Genomic DNA, 14,815 nt, shown 5'->3' on the forward strand with positions numbered 1-14,815 from the left:
TCCTCAATTGATGCCGATGATCGTCTGAAAGGTTTCGCGCGCAACCTGGATCACGCGGCTGGACGCTGAATAGGCCTGCTGGAAGCGCATGAGGTCGACCGCCTCGTTGTCGAGGTTGACGCCGGACTGGCCGTCGCGGGCAGCGACGGCGGCGTCGCGGATCGCCGATTGCGCCTCCGCCACCGATTGCCGTCCGGCCAGCGCGGCAGCGTTGGCCGCGACGAGATCGGTGACCCTGGTTTCGAACGCGCCGCTCGCACGGACGCCGGCGAGGCCGGTATCCATGTCGAGCAGGTTGCTGTTGTCGCGCGGCCCCTTGCCCATGCCGGCTGCGGCAATGCCGTTGGGATCGGTCAGCTTCAGCCGGAAGTCGGTCGCGGTGCCGCCGGGAACCAGCTCGAAGAACGGCTGCCCTGCGGCGCCGGAGACGTCCGCGCCCTGCGTCTGCACGGCGTTCACGCCGGTCATGAACCCGTCCGCCACGCCGTTCAGGTCGCGCCGGGCGTCGTGCAGCCGTGTCGCCGCCTCGCCGACCCCGGCCAGCACGCCGCCAGCGGGCTTGATAGACGTGACCTCCCCCGCTTTGTGCACGGCGAAGCTGGTGGTGCCGTCCGCCTCGCGCACATAGGTGAGGTGACCGGCTTCCAGGCCGGCCACCATCACCGCGCCGTTGGCGCCGCCGATCTTCACCGTCGAGCGGCCCAGCGCGTCGAAGCTGGCGGACACGTCCACCAGCGCGCTCATGTCCTCCAATGCCTTGTCCCGCTGGTCGAGCAGCGACGCAGCGGCCGAGCTGCCGGACGCGGCCCGCGCCAGCCCGTCGTTGATCCTGGCCAGCTTCTGCGACAGCGCGTCCACCTGTGCGGTGGCGTCCTCGGCGGTGGCGTCGAGCTCGACGGTGAGCTGGTCCAGCGCCTTGCCGGTCGCCGAAAAGGCGTTGGCCACCGTGGTGCCGGCCTCCAGCATCGCGCTGCGCGGGGCAGACGCGGTCGGGTCGGCGGCAACGGCGGTGGCGGCGTTGAAGAACGAGGTGATGCGCGTGCCAAGCTGGTTGCCGGTCAGCGCGCCGTCGATCCGCCCCATCCAGGTGACGCTGGTGGCGGTCCTGGACAGGTCGGTGCTGGCTGCCCGCACGTCGGCCGCGCGAAACATGTCCGCCGCGCGCGCGATGCCGGAGACGACCACGCCATTGCCCGGCGTCACCGGCTTGGCGGCGAGGCCGATGCCGGTGGCGCTCACCTCCCGGGTCGTCGCGGTGCGGCGGACATAGCCTTCGGTGCCGACATTCGCGATGTTGTCGGACACGGTGGAAAGCGCAGTCTGGTATGCGCGCACGCCCGAGGCGCCGATGGAAAGGAGATCGCTCACTTGTCGGTCGCCGCGGCCGGGTTCGGCTGCAATTCGGATTGCGATCTGGCGAGGAAGTCGGTCACCGCCTTGCCGATGCCCAGCGGCGCGTGGTCGGCCATGGCGGCGGCGACCTTGCCGTCCTGCATCTCGCGAAAGGTATCGAGTGCCTTGCTGTCGAACAGCTCGTCGCCGAGCTTCGCCTGACGCATCGACTTCAGCATCATCGACGTGAAGATCGTCTCGAACTGCTTGCCCGCCTTGGCGAGGTTCTCCTTGTTCGACAGCCGGCTGGTGTCGAGCGAAATGCCGCTGGTCGAGGCAGCGGAGGGGAGGCCCGGAACCTCGCTCACAGCACGATCAGCTCGGCCTTGAGCGCGCCGGCCTCCTTCAGTGCCTCGAGGATGGCGACGAGGTCGGCGGGCGACGCGCCGATCGCGTTCACCGCCTTCACCACATCGGCCAGCTTGGGCGCGTCCGGGATCAGGAACATGGGTCGCTTCTCCTCCTCGACCGACACGCCCGACTTGCGCTCCAGCGCGGTCCGGCCCTGGCTGAAAGGCGCGGGCTGGACCACCTGCTGGCGTTCGTCGATGCGCACGGTGAGCTTGCCGTGGGTCACCGCGGCCGGACCGACCCGAACCGCGCTGTTGATAACGACCGTTCCCGTGCGGGCATTAACAATCACTTTCGCCGGTGGCTCGGCGGAGGTGACGGACAGGTTCTCGATCTCGCTCATCAACGTGGCGCGCACGTCCGCGCCCTGCGGCGCACGCACGGCGATGGAGACGGCGTCGATCGCCTGCGCCGTGCCCTGGCCCAGCCGGGTATTGATCGCGCTCGCGACGTTCTGCGCGGTCGTGAAATCGGCGCGGGCAAGATTGAAGGTGAGGTTGGGCGCGGTCTCGAACCCGGTCTGCACCGCGCGTTCCACGGTGGCGCCTTCGGGGATGCGGCCGGTGGAAGGCACGTTGACGACGATCTTGGACCCGTCCGCCCCTTCCGCGCCGAGGCCGCCGACCGCAAGGTTGCCCTGCGCCATGGCATAGATCTGCCCGTCCGCGCCCTGGAGCGGGGTGAGGATCAGCGATCCGCCCCGCAAGCTCTTGGCCTTGCCCATGGAGGCGACGGTGATGTCGAGCCGCTGGCCGGGCTTGGCGAACGGCGGCAGGTCCGCCGTCACCATCACCACCGCGGCGTTCTTCATGCCCGGATTGGCGTTGGGCGGCAGTTGCAGGCCGAAGCGCGAGGCGACGGCCTTGAGGCTCTGCACCGTATATTCGAGATTGTCGTCCCCCGTGCCCGGCAGGCCGACGACGACGCCATAGCCTGTCAACTGGTTCGATCGGATGCCCTGGAAACCGCCCAGGTCCTTCACGCGATCGGCATGGGCCGGCGTGGCGGCGAGCACCGCGAGGAGGAGGGCGAGCAAGGGGCGGACGAACTTGGTCATGCGGTCAGACTGCCCGAACAAGGTTAAAGGGGCGTAAACCAGCAGCTGAAAGGATCTCCCAAACCGTTCGTCTCGAGCAGGGATCGAGCTTGTCGAGAGCCCGTATCGAGAGACCTGCGCTACGGCCGACCTCTCGATACGCCGTCTCGACAAGCTCGACGGCTACTCGAGGCGAACGGGGTTGGACGAGGAGCTATTTAGAACGGCGAAACCACCTGGAAGAACCGGCTCAGCCAGCCCTGCCGGCCGGCGCGTGCCACGTCGCCCTTGCCGGTATAGGCGATCTGGGCATCGGCAACCCGCGTGGAGAGCACGCGATTGTTGATGTCCACGTCGGCGGTGCGCACCAGGCCCTTGATCTGCACGAACTCGTCGCCGCGGTTCAGCGTCACGCGCTTCTGTCCCTGCACCAGCATGGTGCCGTTGGGGTAGACCGCAGCCACCGTCACCGAAACCTCGCCGGACAGCGAGTTGGACTGGTCGGCCGAGCCCTGGCCGGTGAAGCCGCGATTGCCGCTGGCGCTCGCGTCCGAGTTCTTGAACAGGTTAAACGGGCCGGTGCTCGGCGGCGTCAGCCCGAAGCTGCCCGAGGAGTTGAGCTTGGAGTTCGAGCTCTTCGACGCCGAGGTCGATTCCACCAGCACGATGGTCAGCGGATCGCCGACGCGCCGCGCGCGCTGCCCTTCGTAGAGCGCGCCATAGCCGGCATCGGCCTGGAAGATCGCGCCGTTCGCCGGGGCGGGCGCCGCGACGGGCGCGGGCATGACCGCGGTGTAGTCGGTCTTCGGCTTCTTCTTGCCGAACACGCTGGCATCCGCCGAGGACGGCAAGGCCGCCGCGAGCAGCATGGAGCCTGCGACGAAGCCGCTCATGAACGGCGCGAAGGAGGTGGTCAGATGGCGCATCACAGGTTCTGGTTCACGTATTTGAGCATGTCGTCGGTGGCCGAAATCATCTTGGAATTGACCTCATAGGCGCGCTGCGTCTCGATCATGTCGACCAACTCCTCGACGACGTTGACGTTGGATGCCTCCAGCATCCCCTGCCGGATCTGCCCGCGCCCGTCCTGCCCGGCGATGCCGAGGTTCGCGGTGCCGCTGGCCGCGGTTTCGGTCAGGTAATTGTCGCCCTTCGACAGGAGACCGGCGGCGTTGGCGAAGCTCGCCACCTGGATCTGGCCGATCTCGGTTGCTTCCGACTGGTTGGGCACCGTCGCCGAGACGGTGCCGTCATTGCCGATGGTGATCGACGTCGCGCCCTCCGGCACGGTGATGCCCGGCATCACCTGATAGCCCTCGGAGGTGACCAGCAGCCCTTCCGCAGAGCGCGAGAAGTTGCCCGCGCGGGTATAGCCGAGCTGCCCGCCCGGCAGCTGCACCTGGAAATAGCCGTCGCCGTCCAGCGCCAGGTCCAGGCTGTTGCCCGTGGTCTGCATCGCGCCCTGCGTCTCGATCCGCGCAGTGCCCTGCACCCGCACGCCGGTGCCGAGGTTCAGGCCGGTGGCGTACTTGCTCTCCGAGGTGGAGGGCGAGCCCGGCGCGGTGATCGTCTGATAGCTCAGCGTCTCGAATGCGGCGCGGTCGCGCTTGAACCCCGTGGTGTTCACGTTGGCCAGGTTGTTCGAGATCACCCGCATGCGCGTATCCTGGGCGTCCAGCCCGGTGCGCGCGATGTGCATGGCGGCAGTGGTCATGGCTTCAACTCCTTAGGACGGCATGCGCATCACGGATGCGCTGCTCTCGTCCATGTTCTTGGCCTCCTTCAGGAGGTTGGCCTGCACCTCATAGGCGCGCTGGTTCTCGATCATGTCGACCAGCGCCTGTGTCATGTCGACGTTGGAGCCCTCCAGCGCACCGCCGGTCACCTGCGCCTCCATGTCCTGCGGCAGCACGCCGCCGCCCTTGACGTAGAGGAGGTTGTCGAGCCCCTTGGCCGTATCCGTCCCCTGGGTGGAGACGAGCTTGATCGTGTCGATCACCTGCGCCGCGCCATCGGTCGAGCCCTGCGGCACGATCGACACCGAACCGTCGCTGCCGATCGACACCTTCTGGTAAGGCGGCAGGGTGATGGGCCCCCCCGAGCCCATCACCGGGTGACCGTCGCCGGTCTCCAGCACGCCAGACGCATTGACCGAAAGGTCGCCGCGCCGGGTGTACGCTTCGCTGCCGTCCGGCGCCTGCACTGCGATCCAGGCATCGCCGGTGACCGCCACGTCGAGCGGGCGGCCGGTCTGCATCATCGCGCCGGCCTTGCGGTCCGCGTCGATCACCTGCTCGGACGCCGGCACGCGCGCCTCGAAGCCGGGCCCGGTGACCGACAGGCGATCGAACACCACGCGATCGGCGCGAAAGCCGGTCGTGTTGACGTTGGCGATGTTGTTCGCGATCGCCGCCTGCGACGCCATGTGCGCCTTGAGGCCCGATGCCGCGGTATAGACCAGCCTGTCCATTGTTCTTTCCTTACCTCCCCACCCCGTTCGCCCTGAGGAGAGGCTGAGCTTGTCGAAGCCTCGTCTCTAAGGGCATGTGCTTCGAAACGGCGCTTCGCCTTCGGCTCAGCACCTCCTCAGCACGAACGGGGCGGGTCAGGGTGTCATTTGCCCGCCAGCCTTAGCTGCGGATGTTGAAGATGGTCTGCGAGATCTGGCTTTGCGTATCCAGCGCCTTGGCGTTCGCCTGGAAGTTGCGCTGCGCCGCGATCAGGTTGACCAGTTCCTCGGTGATGTCGACGTTTGATCCCTCGATCGTGCCGCTCATCAGCGCGCCATAGCCGTTCTCGCTGGCGGTGCCGTATTTCGGCGCGCCGGCGATGCCGGTCGAGGCCCAATAGCTGTTGCCCTGCTGGCGCAGGCCGGTCGGCGTGGTGAAGTTGGCCAGCGCCACCTTGCCCAGCTTCTGCGTCTCGCCGTTGGAATAGCTCGCGGTGATCAGCCCCTGCTCGTCCACCGCCAGACCCGAGAGCTGGCCGATCGACTGGCCGTTCTGCGTGCGGCTCTGCACGGAGAAGGTCGAGGTCTTCGATTGCGAGGTGGTGTAATCCATGGTGATCGTCTGCGCGACACCGGTCGCCGCCGGCGTGAACGCGTCGAATGCGGTCGCGGCCGCGGGGGTGAGGATCTTGCCGTCCGCATCGAAAGTCATGTCGATCGCACTCGCGCCGCCGTTGGTCAGCTGCTGGTCTCCCACGAAGGAATAGACCTTCCACGCGGTCGCACCGCCGGCATCCGCCGCCGAGTTGCGAACGTAATAGTTCGTCATCGTCATCGCGTTGCCGCTGGTGTCATAGATCGTCGTGGAGGTGGCGTTGTTGTAGCTCGACGCGTTGGCGCGATTGAACGAGACGATCGGCGTGGACGCGCTGGTCGCCAGGTTCACGCCCAGCTCCACCTTGGTCGTGGCGACCGGCATTCCGCTGGTCTCCGGGATCTGCACGTCCACCAGGCCGTCGGCGCCGGTCGCGGTGATGTTGCCGCTGGCGTCCACCGGGAACGCCTGCAGGTAGGACCCTTGCGAGTCCACGATGTAGCGATCGGCGTTCACCACGAAGCTGCCGTTGCGGGTATAGGCGGTGGTGCCGTTGTTGCCCGCGGACTTCACCGCAAAGAAGCCGTCGCCCGACACCGCGAGGTCCAGCGCCGAGGAGGTCGTCGTCAGCGAGCCCTCGCCGAACTGCTGCACATTCTCCTTCAGCACCGCGCCCGAGCCGGTGAGGCGGCGCGGATCGGAGGTGAAGGTGGAGGCCATCACGTCGGCGAACTCCGAGCGGCTCTTCTTGAAGCCGTTGGTCGAGACGTTCGCCAGGTTGTGGCTGATCGCCGACATGTCGGTCTGCGCGACCTGAAGACCGGAAAGCGAGGTGTAGAAGGACATGGATGTTGCTCCTGTGGAGAGGGTTCAGCCGATCTGGCGGACGTCGGAGATGTTGACCGAGCCCAGGCCGGTCACGGAGAGAACGGGGCTGCCCGAAGCGGGCGCGGAAACGGATTCGACGGGTGCCCAGACGAGGCTGCGGCTGGTAACGGCGGCGCCGTCCTTCTGCGCGACGATCGAAACCTTGTACGGCCCGTCGCCGGCCGCGGTGCCGGCGTCGGTCTTGCCGTCCCAGTCGTAATTGACGGTGCCGGCAGATTGCGCGCCCAGGTCCAGCGACTTCAGCACCGAGCCGTTGGCATCGGTGATCGACACCTTCACGCTGGTGGCGGCGCCGTCGAGCTCCACCGCCCCGGCAATGCCGCCGGCGGTGCGCGGATAGGCGGTGGTGCCGGGCGTCAGCACGGTTCGGCCGACATAGGAAAGCGCGTCGGAGGCCGTCGTCGCGTTCAGCTTGGCGGCGATCGCCTGCAGCGTCGAATCCATCGAGCTGATGCCGGCGACCTGCGAGAACTGCGCCATCTGCGCGACCATCTGCGTGTTGTCGACGGGTTCGAACGGATCCTGGTTGTTCAGCTGCGCCGTCATCAGCTTCAGGAAGTCCGACTGGTCGAGGGTGGTCTTGCCCAGATTGGGGTTGGACTTGGTGCCGCTCGTCGCCGGCGTCTTGATGCCGAGATTGGACAGCGTGTCGTTGAAGGTGGTGCTGCTCATCGCTTATCGGCCCATCTTGAGGGTATCGAGGATCAGCGACTTGGCGGTCTGCATCACCTCCACGTTGTTCTGGTAGGAGCGCGCGGTCTCCATCATGTCGACCAGCTCGCGGCTCTCGTCCACGGCGGCGGTCCAAACGTTGCCGTCCTTGTCGGCGAGCGGGTTGGACGGGTCGTAGAGCTTCGACGGCTCCTCGCCGGCGGTGACGATCTTCTCCACGTTCACCGTCGCCAGCCCCGTCGCGTTGTCATACTGCGTGCGGAATACCGGCTTCATCGTGCGATAGGCGGTGGACGCGTCGGAGGTGATCGCGTTGGCGTTGGCCAGGTTGGAGGCGGTGGTGTTCATCCGCACCAGCTGCGCGGACATCGCGCGGCCGGAGACCTGGAAGATGGAGAGCGGGGAGCCCATGGCTATTCTCCCTTCAGCGCGCGGGTGATCTGCCCGATGCGGCCGTTCAGGAACGACAGGGTCGTCTGATACTGCACCGCGTTCTCGGCAAAGGCGGTCTGCTCGCTGGCGAGCTCCACCGTGTTGCCGTCGAGCGAGGGCTGGAACGGATTGCGGTACATGGTCGCGCTTCCGAGGTTCGCGCCGGTCCCCATCTGCTCGACCGAAGCGAGCGCCTTGCCGAAATCCAGGTCCCTGGCCTTGAAGCCGGGCGTGGAGGCGTTGGCGATGTTGGACGCCAGCAGCCCCATGCGCTGCGAACGCACTTCGAGCGCGGCGGCATGGACGCCGAAAAGGCTGTTGTCAGGCACCGGGGCGATCTCCGCACATGGTCATGCGGAAGGTACAGCAAGGCCCGTGCCAATTTGGCCGTAGCGGGCGTTCGACGGGGGAGAAGCGGAGGAGCGGCAAGGATTTGCCGGTCTGCCGGCAAGGCTTGCCGGGCATGTTGCCGGTGCGGGTTGCCGCCAGGAGGGATAACGGCTGCCGAGCGCGAACCTTTAGCCCCCTCCCAAAATCGTCATGCCGGACTTGTTCCGGCATCCACCGCCGGCACACGCAGCGTCCATGATGCTCGGAACGGTGGACCCCGGCACAAGGCCGGGGTGACGAACTCCTTTGTCGCCAGACCACGCCACCGAGACGGACGCAGCGCACGCCGCGCACTTGGCCCGGCCCTTGCACACCTGCCCGCACGATGACCCTGCCCGCTCTTCTCGGACCCTTGCTCGACCCCACGGCCGGCGCGATCGTGCTTGGCGGCACGGTGGCGGCCACGCTGCTGCGCAACCGCCTCGCCGATATCGGCCGCGCTCTGGTTGCTCTGCGCAGCCTTGCCGCGGCGCCGTTCACCGCCGATCCGCTGATCGAGCAGATCGCCGCCTTCGCCCGCATCGCCCGCCGGCACGGCGTGGTCGCGCTCGACCGCAACGTCATCGCCGATCCCGACCTCGCCGCGGCGATCGCCGCCATTGTCGACGGAAACGGGCCGGACGAAGTGGCCGCCCTCCTTTCCCACGCGCGCGATGCCCGTGCCGAGCGTCAGCTTGCCGCCGTCGAGGTCTGGTCGGGCGCCGCGGAAGCGGCACCGGCCATGGGGATGATCGGCACGCTGGTCGGCCTGGTCGCCATGTTCACCGCGATGACCGATCCCGCGGCGATCGGCGGCGCGATGGCGGTGGCGCTCCTCGCGACCTTGTACGGTGCCGTTCTCGCCAACCTGCTGTTCGCCCCCCTTGCCGCGCGCCTGCGCCGCCGCGCCCGCGTGGAAGCGTTCGAGCGTGGCCGGATCGAGAGCCCGCTCCTGTCGCTCGCCGCGCGCGAGCGGCCCCGTGCCCGCCCGGAACTCGCGGCGTGAGCGGCCGCATGGACATGGCCCGTTTCGACGAGGCACCCGCCCGGCCGCTCTGGCTCATAACCCTGGCCGATCTTGCCCTGCTGCTGGTCGGCTTCTTTGTGCTGATCCAGTCGCGCCAGCTCGACCGTCAGGCGCTCGCCCGTGGCCTGCGGGCCGGGTTCGGCGTCTCGGCGCCGGCCCCGGCCACCCGCGAGCCGATGCCGCTGGGCATCGCCGCCATGCTCAACTTCGCGCCCGGCAGCGCCGCCCTCCCTTCGCGCCCCGATGGTCTGGTCGCCTGGGCCGAGGCCGCGTTGCGCGATCCGCGCGTGCTGCTCACCGTGACCGGCTCGACCGACGGCAGCCCTTCCGATGTCGACCCTCTTACCCGCAGCGCCGCGGTGCTTGCCGCCGACCGGGCGCGCGCCATCGCCGTCGCCTTGGCCGTGGCCGTGCCGTCGCACCGCCTTCTTGTCCGCACCAGCGGCCGGCCGCAGGGCCGCCGCGTGTCCCTGTCGCTCGGCTATGCCGGCGTTCCCGAACGAGGCCACCCATGATCCGCCTTCCTGCCCTTCCGCTCCTGCTCGCCGCCGGCACCCCGGCGCTTGCCGCGGGCAGCTACCAGAACACCGTCGCGCTCGATCGTGCGGTTGCCGCCTTTACCGGCCACGGGATCGGCGAGGAGGGCGGCGCCCGCAGCACGGTGGACGCGCGGCTGAAGCTCGCCGCCTGCCCCACGCTGGCGCTTGCGTGGCGCAACGACGCGCATGACGCGGTGGTGGTCAGCTGCACCGGCCCGCAATGGCGCGTGTTCGTGCCGGTGCGCAGCGCCACGCCGCCGCCCGCCGTCCGGCCCGCCTTGGCCGCCGCGGCGCCGGTTCGCGCGGAGCCGGTGATCCGCCGCGGCGATCCCGTCACCATCGAAGCGGGCGCGGCCAGCTTCTCCATCACCCGCGAAGGGGTCGCCATGGCGGATGCCGCACCGGGCGCGCGCTTTCTGGTGCGCGTGGATGCGGCCAAGGCCCCGGTGCAGGCGGTGGCGGTGGAAAGCGGACGCGCGACCTTGCCCGGCTGGTAACTTTTTCCGCTAAAGCTTTGGCCAGAGCTGCCGTTTAAACCCCATAGTGGCGATAGAGCCCAAGGGTGCAACATGGTGGAACCGCTCGGAACCAAGCCTGTCCTGACTGCAGACCGCACAACCGTGTCGCGCGTCGATGCTCCGCTGCCGGCGCCCCGCGTCACGGCGAGCCCGGCGGACACGGGCAGCGCAGCCGCGGCCAGCACGGTGGCAGCACAGGCGTCCGCTGCGGCCGCTAGGCCGCCGGTCAACACCGATCGCGTCGCGGAGATCAAGCGCGCGATCGCCAACGGCACCTTTCCCATCCTCCCCGCCAAGATCGCGGATGCGATGATCGCCCTGAAGATCGACTGGATGACCCCGAATGAACAGGCGTGATGCCCTGATCGCCGTAATCGAGACGCTGCATGCGGAGATCGCCGCGCTGAAGGCGAACGATGTCAGCGCGCTGGAGCAGGCGACCCGGGCGAAGCTCGCCGGCATCGAGCGCATCGCCAGCTTCGGCGACGAACCCGCCGAGCCCGATCTGCGCGCGCTGGCCGACGAGGCGAACCGGCTGAACGAAACCTGCCGCATCTACGTGAACCTGATGGCGGCAAACGTCCGCCGCCGCCTGCAGAATCTTGCCGGCATCACCGGCCAGTCCTACGGCCGCGGCGGCTACGCGGTGGCGTAAACAGGCCCGTCATTCCCGCGAAGGCAGGAATCCAGAGTCGCTGCCGTCTCTTGCTCTCGCGCTTCCCGTTTGTCTGGATCCCCGCCTGCGCGGGGACGACACAAGTCATCCCAAACTGGCACGCCTCTTGCTGAATGACGCTCGAACACGAGCACATTCGGGACAGGCATGTCGGTTTCCGCAGTTTCCAACAAGGCACAGGTGCAGTCGGCCATCGCTCTGGCGAGCCAGCGCACCGGTGTCGATTTCAGCTATCTGCTCGGCCAGGCGCAGATCGAGAGCGGGCTGAACAGCACCGCGCGGGCCGGCACATCGTCGGCAAGCGGCCTTTACCAGTTCGTCGAACAGAGCTGGCTCAAGGTCGTCAAGCAGCATGGCGCCGAGCACGGCCTCGGCTGGGCCGCCGACAGCATCCACCAGGGTCGTGGCGGGCACATGTCGGTCAGCGATCCGGCGACCCGCCGCGCGATCCTCAATCTTCGCAACGATCCGCAGGCCGCCAGCCTGATGGCCGCCGAACATGCCGGCGACAACAAGGCCGCGCTGGAGGGCAGTCTCGGCCGCGAGGCGACCGGCACCGACCTGTACATGGCGCATTTCCTGGGCCTGGGCGGCGCGCGCAGTTTCCTCAAGAACATGGCCGCCAATCCGGACCGCACCGGCGCCAGCCTGTTCCCCGCCGCCGCTCGCGCCAACCGCAACGTCTTCTTCGGTGCAGGGGGACAACCCCGCACCCTGTCCGAAATCTACGAGCGCTTCGGCAACAAGCTCGATGCCGGGGCGGGTGTCGCCTCCGGCCAGGCGAGCGGCGTGGACGCGATCCGCCAACAATTGACGCAGGCGTTCGACATCGACGGCGGCACCGTGGTCACCGGCAATGGCGAAAGCAGCGACACCGCGTCCAGCTGGGCGCAGGCGATGCTGCAACGGGTGAACGGCACGGCCGGCACCGCGATCAACCCGCTGAAGCCCACGCCCGACACCGCGCGCCTCGCCTATATGATGCTCGCCGGAATGGGAGGCTAAGCCATGGCCGCTGCCGCCCTCCCCGCCGCGCCTGCGAAAAACGGCTGGATCAAGTCCGCCGCCTTGCCGACCGCCACCTTGCTGCTGGTGGTGCTGATGACGGTGCCGATCCCCACGGCATTGCTCGACATCTTCTTCGTGATGAACATCGCGATCAGCCTGGCCGTGCTGATGGTGGCCCTGAACGCGCAGAAGCCGCTCGACTTCTCCGCCTTTCCAACGGTGCTGCTGTTCGCCACCCTGTTCCGCCTCGGCCTGAACGTCGCCTCCACCCGCGTGGTGCTCGGCCACGGCCATGAGGGCGAAAGCGCCGCAGGCCATGTGATCGAGGCGTTCGGCACCTTCCTGATCGGCGGCGACTATGTCGTCGGCCTGTTCGTGTTCGCGATCCTCGTCATCATCAACATGATCGTGGTGACCAAGGGCGCCGGCCGCGTGTCCGAAGTGTCCGCCCGCTTCACCCTCGACGCCCTGCCCGGCAAGCAGATGGCGATCGACGCCGATCTCAACGCCGGGCTCATCACGCCCGATGAAGCCAAGGCGCGCCGTATCGAGGTCTCCACCGAGGCCGACTTCTACGGCTCGATGGACGGTTCGTCCAAGTTCGTGAAGGGCGACGCGATCGCCGGCCTGCTGATCCTGGCCGCCAACATCATCGGCGGCCTGATCCTGGGTCCGGTCAGCCATGGCCTCACGATCGGCGATGCCGCGCATACCTATGTGCTGCTGGCGATCGGCGACGCCCTCGTCGCGCAGATCCCGTCGCTGATGCTCTCCATCGCCGCCGCCGCGATCGTCACCCGCGTCGCCTCCAGCCAGGACCTCGCCGGCCAGATCGGCACGCAGTTCGGCTCGGCGCGCACCTGGACGCCGGTTGCCGGCATCCTCGGCCTGATGGGCGTGCTGCCCGGCATGCCGCACCTCGTGATCCTGCCCGCCGCCGCGGTTGCCGGCTTCACCGCCTGGAAGCTGCGCCAGAACGCGCGCCGCCCGGTCGTGGTCGAGGAAGCCGCGCCCGCCGAGCCCGTCGATCCTTCGCGCATCGGCTGGGACGAAGTCGGCGAAGGCATGCAGATCAACCTCGATATCGGCTATGGCCTGGTGCCGCTGGTGGACGAACGCCGCGGCGCGCCGCTGATGGGCCGGATCACCGGCGTGCGGCGCCAGCTCTCCAAGGATCTCGGCTTCGTCCTGCCGCAGGTGCGCGTGCGCGACGACATCAATCTCGCGCCCTATACCTACCGCATCCTCGTCAACGGCGTGATCGTCGGCGAGGATCAGGTGTCGCCCGACGAGATGCTGGCGCTAGATACCGGTCAGGGCTTCGGGGCGTTGCGCGGCAAGACGGCGCAGGACCCCACGTTCGGCCTGCCCGCCACCTGGATCGCGCCGGGCGATGCCGACGAGGCGACCGGCATGGGCTATCTGGTGGTCGATCCCGGCACGGTGATGGCGACGCACCTCAACCACCAGCTCGGCAGCCATGCCTCCGAACTGCTCGGCGCGGACGAGGTGCAGGCGCTGCTCGACGGCCTGAAGGAACGCTCGCCGCAGCTCGTCGCCTCGCTCTCGCCGCAACCGCTGCCGCTGACCACGCTGACCCAGGTGCTAAAGGGCCTGCTCGCCGAGAACATCCCGCTCAAGGAGTTCCGCCGCATCGCCGCAGCGGTCGCCGTCGCCGCGCAGCGCTCGGCCGATGCCGAGGAGATCATCGAGCTGATCCGCCCCGAGCTCGGCGGCCTCATCATCCAGAAGCTGTGCGGCGTGCGCGAGCCGCTGCGGGTGATGACGCTGGAAGGCGGACTGGAGGGCCTGCTCGGCCAGGCGGTCCGCTCCGACCCCTCGCGCCGCCACGCGATCGAGCCCGATCTCGGCCGCCGCATCGTCGATGCGCTGACCCAGGCCGCGCAGCCGCTGGTGAACGAAGCCAAGCCCTTCGCGCTCGTCGTGCAGCCTGCCATCCGCCTCGCCATCCGCAAGCTGGTGCGCACCTGCCTGCCCGACGTGCCCGTCATGAGCTTCTTCGAAGTGCCCGAGGAAAAGGCGGTGGAGGTCGTCGCCGTGATCGGCGCGCCCCAGGCGCTCGCCGCATGACCGCGCAGCCGAACCCGCAGGCGTTCGCCGCCGCGCTCACCTACGGCCGCACCGGCGCAAAGCCGAGCCGCGACGCGCTGGCGAGGAAGCACCTGCCGCTCGTCCGCCGCATCGCCTGGCACGTCCATGGCAGCATGGCGAATGCGATCGAGGTCGAGGACCTCGTGCAGATCGGGCTGGTCGCCCTGCTGGAGGCCGCCGACGGCTTCGAGGACCGCGGGCAGGTGCCGTTCGAACACTATCTCGCCACCCGCGTGCGCGGATCGATGATCGACGCCTTGCGCAAGCAGGCGACGATCACCCGCGGCGCGATGCGCCGGCGCAAGCTCTACACCGAAGCGGTCGCCGGCCTGGCCGCACTCACCGGAACCCCGCCCGACGACCGGGCGATCGCGGAGAAACTGGGCGTGACCCTCGACAAACTGCGCAGCGACTATGCCACGGCCGAGCCGGTGCGCTTCGAGGCGATCGACGACGTCTATTCGGACAGCCTGCCATGGTATGCCAGCGAGGAGCCGGACGCGTTCGAGCAGCTCGCCGAGGGGGACCTGCGTGCCGCCCTGACCGGCGCGATCGCCGCCCTGCCCGAGCGCGAGGCGCTGGTGGTGCAGCTTTATTATGTCGAGGAGCTCAACCTCGAGGAAATCGGCCAGGTGCTCGGCGTCGGCCAGGCACGCGTTTCGCAGATCAAGTCCGCCGCCCATGCGAAGCTGAAGAAGGCACTGGCCGCGGTTCGTTGAGGCGACGACCGGCGCTGTCCGGACAGCGCGCG

At 68.4% G+C, this 14,815-nt stretch carries 18 protein-coding genes; 8 read left to right on the top strand and 10 right to left on the bottom strand.

From position 1 onward, the window contains the following. Positions 1-3: 3 nt before the first annotated feature. The 10 genes from flgK to flgB all read right to left on the bottom strand — a co-directional run bounded on the left by flgK (position 4) and on the right by flgB (position 8,144). Positions 4-1,368 (bottom strand): flagellar hook-associated protein FlgK, encoded by a 1,365-nt coding sequence (gene flgK / locus DVW87_RS11840; protein ID WP_114687944.1) that lies wholly within the window; start codon positions 1,366-1,368, stop codon positions 4-6. After that, positions 1,365-1,700 carry a rod-binding protein gene (locus DVW87_RS18105; RefSeq protein ID WP_181814815.1) on the bottom strand — a complete coding sequence of 112 codons (336 nt, stop codon included), beginning with the start codon at positions 1,698-1,700 and terminating at the stop codon, positions 1,365-1,367. The genes flgK and DVW87_RS18105 overlap by 4 nt, the downstream gene beginning before the upstream one ends. Beyond that, on the bottom strand, positions 1,697-2,800 hold the full coding sequence (locus tag DVW87_RS11850; RefSeq protein WP_114687945.1) for a flagellar basal body P-ring protein FlgI: 1,104 nt from the start codon (positions 2,798-2,800) through the stop codon (positions 1,697-1,699). Before DVW87_RS11850 ends, DVW87_RS18105 begins: the two co-directional genes overlap by 4 nt. A gap of 197 nt (positions 2,801-2,997) precedes the next feature. Beyond that, entirely contained in the window at positions 2,998-3,705 is a 708-nt protein-coding gene (locus DVW87_RS11855; RefSeq protein ID WP_420822336.1) for a flagellar basal body L-ring protein FlgH, read from the bottom strand. Next, a complete protein-coding gene (gene flgG, locus DVW87_RS11860; RefSeq protein ID WP_114687946.1) occupies positions 3,705-4,493 on the bottom strand; it encodes a flagellar basal-body rod protein FlgG in 789 nt (262 codons plus the stop codon). The genes DVW87_RS11855 and flgG overlap by 1 nt, the downstream gene beginning before the upstream one ends. Before the next feature lie 12 nt (positions 4,494-4,505). Further along, the gene (gene flgF / locus DVW87_RS11865) at positions 4,506-5,249 is read right to left on the bottom strand and encodes a flagellar basal-body rod protein FlgF (RefSeq protein WP_114687947.1); all 744 of its coding nucleotides are present in this window, start codon (positions 5,247-5,249) and stop codon (positions 4,506-4,508) included. Positions 5,250-5,409: 160 nt separating this feature from the next. Continuing rightward, positions 5,410-6,669, bottom strand: a complete 1,260-nt coding sequence (locus DVW87_RS11870) for a flagellar hook protein FlgE (protein WP_114687948.1) — start codon at positions 6,667-6,669, stop codon at positions 5,410-5,412. A 24-nt stretch (positions 6,670-6,693) separates the two neighbouring features. Beyond that, complete coding sequence (locus tag DVW87_RS11875; RefSeq protein ID WP_114687949.1) at positions 6,694-7,383, bottom strand: flagellar hook assembly protein FlgD; 690 nt, start codon at positions 7,381-7,383, stop codon at positions 6,694-6,696. A 3-nt stretch (positions 7,384-7,386) separates the two neighbouring features. Next, positions 7,387-7,794 carry a flagellar basal body rod protein FlgC gene (gene flgC / locus DVW87_RS11880; RefSeq protein WP_114687950.1) on the bottom strand — a complete coding sequence of 136 codons (408 nt, stop codon included), beginning with the start codon at positions 7,792-7,794 and terminating at the stop codon, positions 7,387-7,389. A gap of 2 nt (positions 7,795-7,796) precedes the next feature. Continuing rightward, on the bottom strand, positions 7,797-8,144 hold the full coding sequence (flgB, locus tag DVW87_RS11885) for a flagellar basal body rod protein FlgB (RefSeq protein WP_114687951.1): 348 nt from the start codon (positions 8,142-8,144) through the stop codon (positions 7,797-7,799). 386 nt (positions 8,145-8,530) lie between these two features. On the opposite strand from flgB, the gene DVW87_RS11890 reads away from it, so the two are divergent. From DVW87_RS11890 to DVW87_RS11925, 8 genes are all read left to right on the top strand, one after another. Then, entirely contained in the window at positions 8,531-9,190 is a 660-nt protein-coding gene (locus tag DVW87_RS11890) for a motility protein A (RefSeq protein WP_114687952.1), read from the top strand. Further along, positions 9,187-9,726 (top strand): flagellar motor protein MotB, encoded by a 540-nt coding sequence (locus tag DVW87_RS11895; protein ID WP_239017868.1) that lies wholly within the window; start codon positions 9,187-9,189, stop codon positions 9,724-9,726. Before DVW87_RS11890 ends, DVW87_RS11895 begins: the two co-directional genes overlap by 4 nt. After that, positions 9,723-10,247 (top strand): flagella basal body P-ring formation protein FlgA, encoded by a 525-nt coding sequence (locus DVW87_RS11900; protein ID WP_114687954.1) that lies wholly within the window; start codon positions 9,723-9,725, stop codon positions 10,245-10,247. Before DVW87_RS11895 ends, DVW87_RS11900 begins: the two co-directional genes overlap by 4 nt. Positions 10,248-10,319: 72 nt before the next feature. Then, positions 10,320-10,625, top strand: a complete 306-nt coding sequence (gene flgM / locus DVW87_RS11905) for a flagellar biosynthesis anti-sigma factor FlgM (protein ID WP_114687955.1) — start codon at positions 10,320-10,322, stop codon at positions 10,623-10,625. Continuing rightward, positions 10,612-10,923: a flagellar protein FlgN gene (locus tag DVW87_RS11910; RefSeq protein ID WP_114687956.1), complete on the top strand. Its 312-nt coding sequence runs from the start codon at positions 10,612-10,614 to the stop codon at positions 10,921-10,923. Before flgM ends, DVW87_RS11910 begins: the two co-directional genes overlap by 14 nt. Positions 10,924-11,091: 168 nt before the next feature. After that, positions 11,092-11,949, top strand: coding sequence for a lytic transglycosylase domain-containing protein (locus tag DVW87_RS11915; protein ID WP_114687957.1), 858 nt, complete (start codon positions 11,092-11,094; stop codon positions 11,947-11,949). A 3-nt stretch (positions 11,950-11,952) separates the two neighbouring features. Beyond that, complete coding sequence (gene flhA, locus DVW87_RS11920) at positions 11,953-14,043, top strand: flagellar biosynthesis protein FlhA (protein ID WP_114687958.1); 2,091 nt, start codon at positions 11,953-11,955, stop codon at positions 14,041-14,043. Continuing rightward, positions 14,040-14,783 carry a sigma-70 family RNA polymerase sigma factor gene (locus DVW87_RS11925; RefSeq protein WP_114687959.1) on the top strand — a complete coding sequence of 248 codons (744 nt, stop codon included), beginning with the start codon at positions 14,040-14,042 and terminating at the stop codon, positions 14,781-14,783. Before flhA ends, DVW87_RS11925 begins: the two co-directional genes overlap by 4 nt. Positions 14,784-14,815 lie beyond the last annotated feature (32 nt).

It is taken from the genome of Sphingomonas aracearum (genome assembly GCF_003345355.1).
In the GTDB taxonomy this organism is placed as follows: domain Bacteria; phylum Pseudomonadota; class Alphaproteobacteria; order Sphingomonadales; family Sphingomonadaceae; genus Sphingomonas; species Sphingomonas aracearum.

What these genes read in the sequence shown, in the direction of transcription:
- DVW87_RS11850 (WP_114687945.1), bottom strand. Translation starts at nt 2,800, where the DNA reads ATGACCAAGTTCGTCCGCCCCTTGCTCGCCCTCCTCCTCGCGGTGCTC.
- DVW87_RS11855 (WP_420822336.1), bottom strand. Translation starts at nt 3,705, where the DNA reads ATGCGCCATCTGACCACCTCCTTCGCGCCGTTCATGAGCGGCTTCGTC.
- flgG (WP_114687946.1), bottom strand. Translation starts at nt 4,493, where the DNA reads ATGACCACTGCCGCCATGCACATCGCGCGCACCGGGCTGGACGCCCAG.
- flgF (WP_114687947.1), bottom strand. Translation starts at nt 5,249, where the DNA reads ATGGACAGGCTGGTCTATACCGCGGCATCGGGCCTCAAGGCGCACATG.
- DVW87_RS11870 (WP_114687948.1), bottom strand. Translation starts at nt 6,669, where the DNA reads ATGTCCTTCTACACCTCGCTTTCCGGTCTTCAGGTCGCGCAGACCGAC.
- DVW87_RS11875 (WP_114687949.1), bottom strand. Translation starts at nt 7,383, where the DNA reads ATGAGCAGCACCACCTTCAACGACACGCTGTCCAATCTCGGCATCAAG.
- flgC (WP_114687950.1), bottom strand. Translation starts at nt 7,794, where the DNA reads ATGGGCTCCCCGCTCTCCATCTTCCAGGTCTCCGGCCGCGCGATGTCC.
- DVW87_RS11890 (WP_114687952.1), top strand. Translation starts at nt 8,531, where the DNA reads ATGACCCTGCCCGCTCTTCTCGGACCCTTGCTCGACCCCACGGCCGGC.
- DVW87_RS11900 (WP_114687954.1), top strand. Translation starts at nt 9,723, where the DNA reads ATGATCCGCCTTCCTGCCCTTCCGCTCCTGCTCGCCGCCGGCACCCCG.
- flgM (WP_114687955.1), top strand. Translation starts at nt 10,320, where the DNA reads ATGGTGGAACCGCTCGGAACCAAGCCTGTCCTGACTGCAGACCGCACA.
- DVW87_RS11910 (WP_114687956.1), top strand. Translation starts at nt 10,612, where the DNA reads ATGAACAGGCGTGATGCCCTGATCGCCGTAATCGAGACGCTGCATGCG.
- DVW87_RS11915 (WP_114687957.1), top strand. Translation starts at nt 11,092, where the DNA reads ATGTCGGTTTCCGCAGTTTCCAACAAGGCACAGGTGCAGTCGGCCATC.
- flhA (WP_114687958.1), top strand. Translation starts at nt 11,953, where the DNA reads ATGGCCGCTGCCGCCCTCCCCGCCGCGCCTGCGAAAAACGGCTGGATC.
- DVW87_RS11925 (WP_114687959.1), top strand. Translation starts at nt 14,040, where the DNA reads ATGACCGCGCAGCCGAACCCGCAGGCGTTCGCCGCCGCGCTCACCTAC.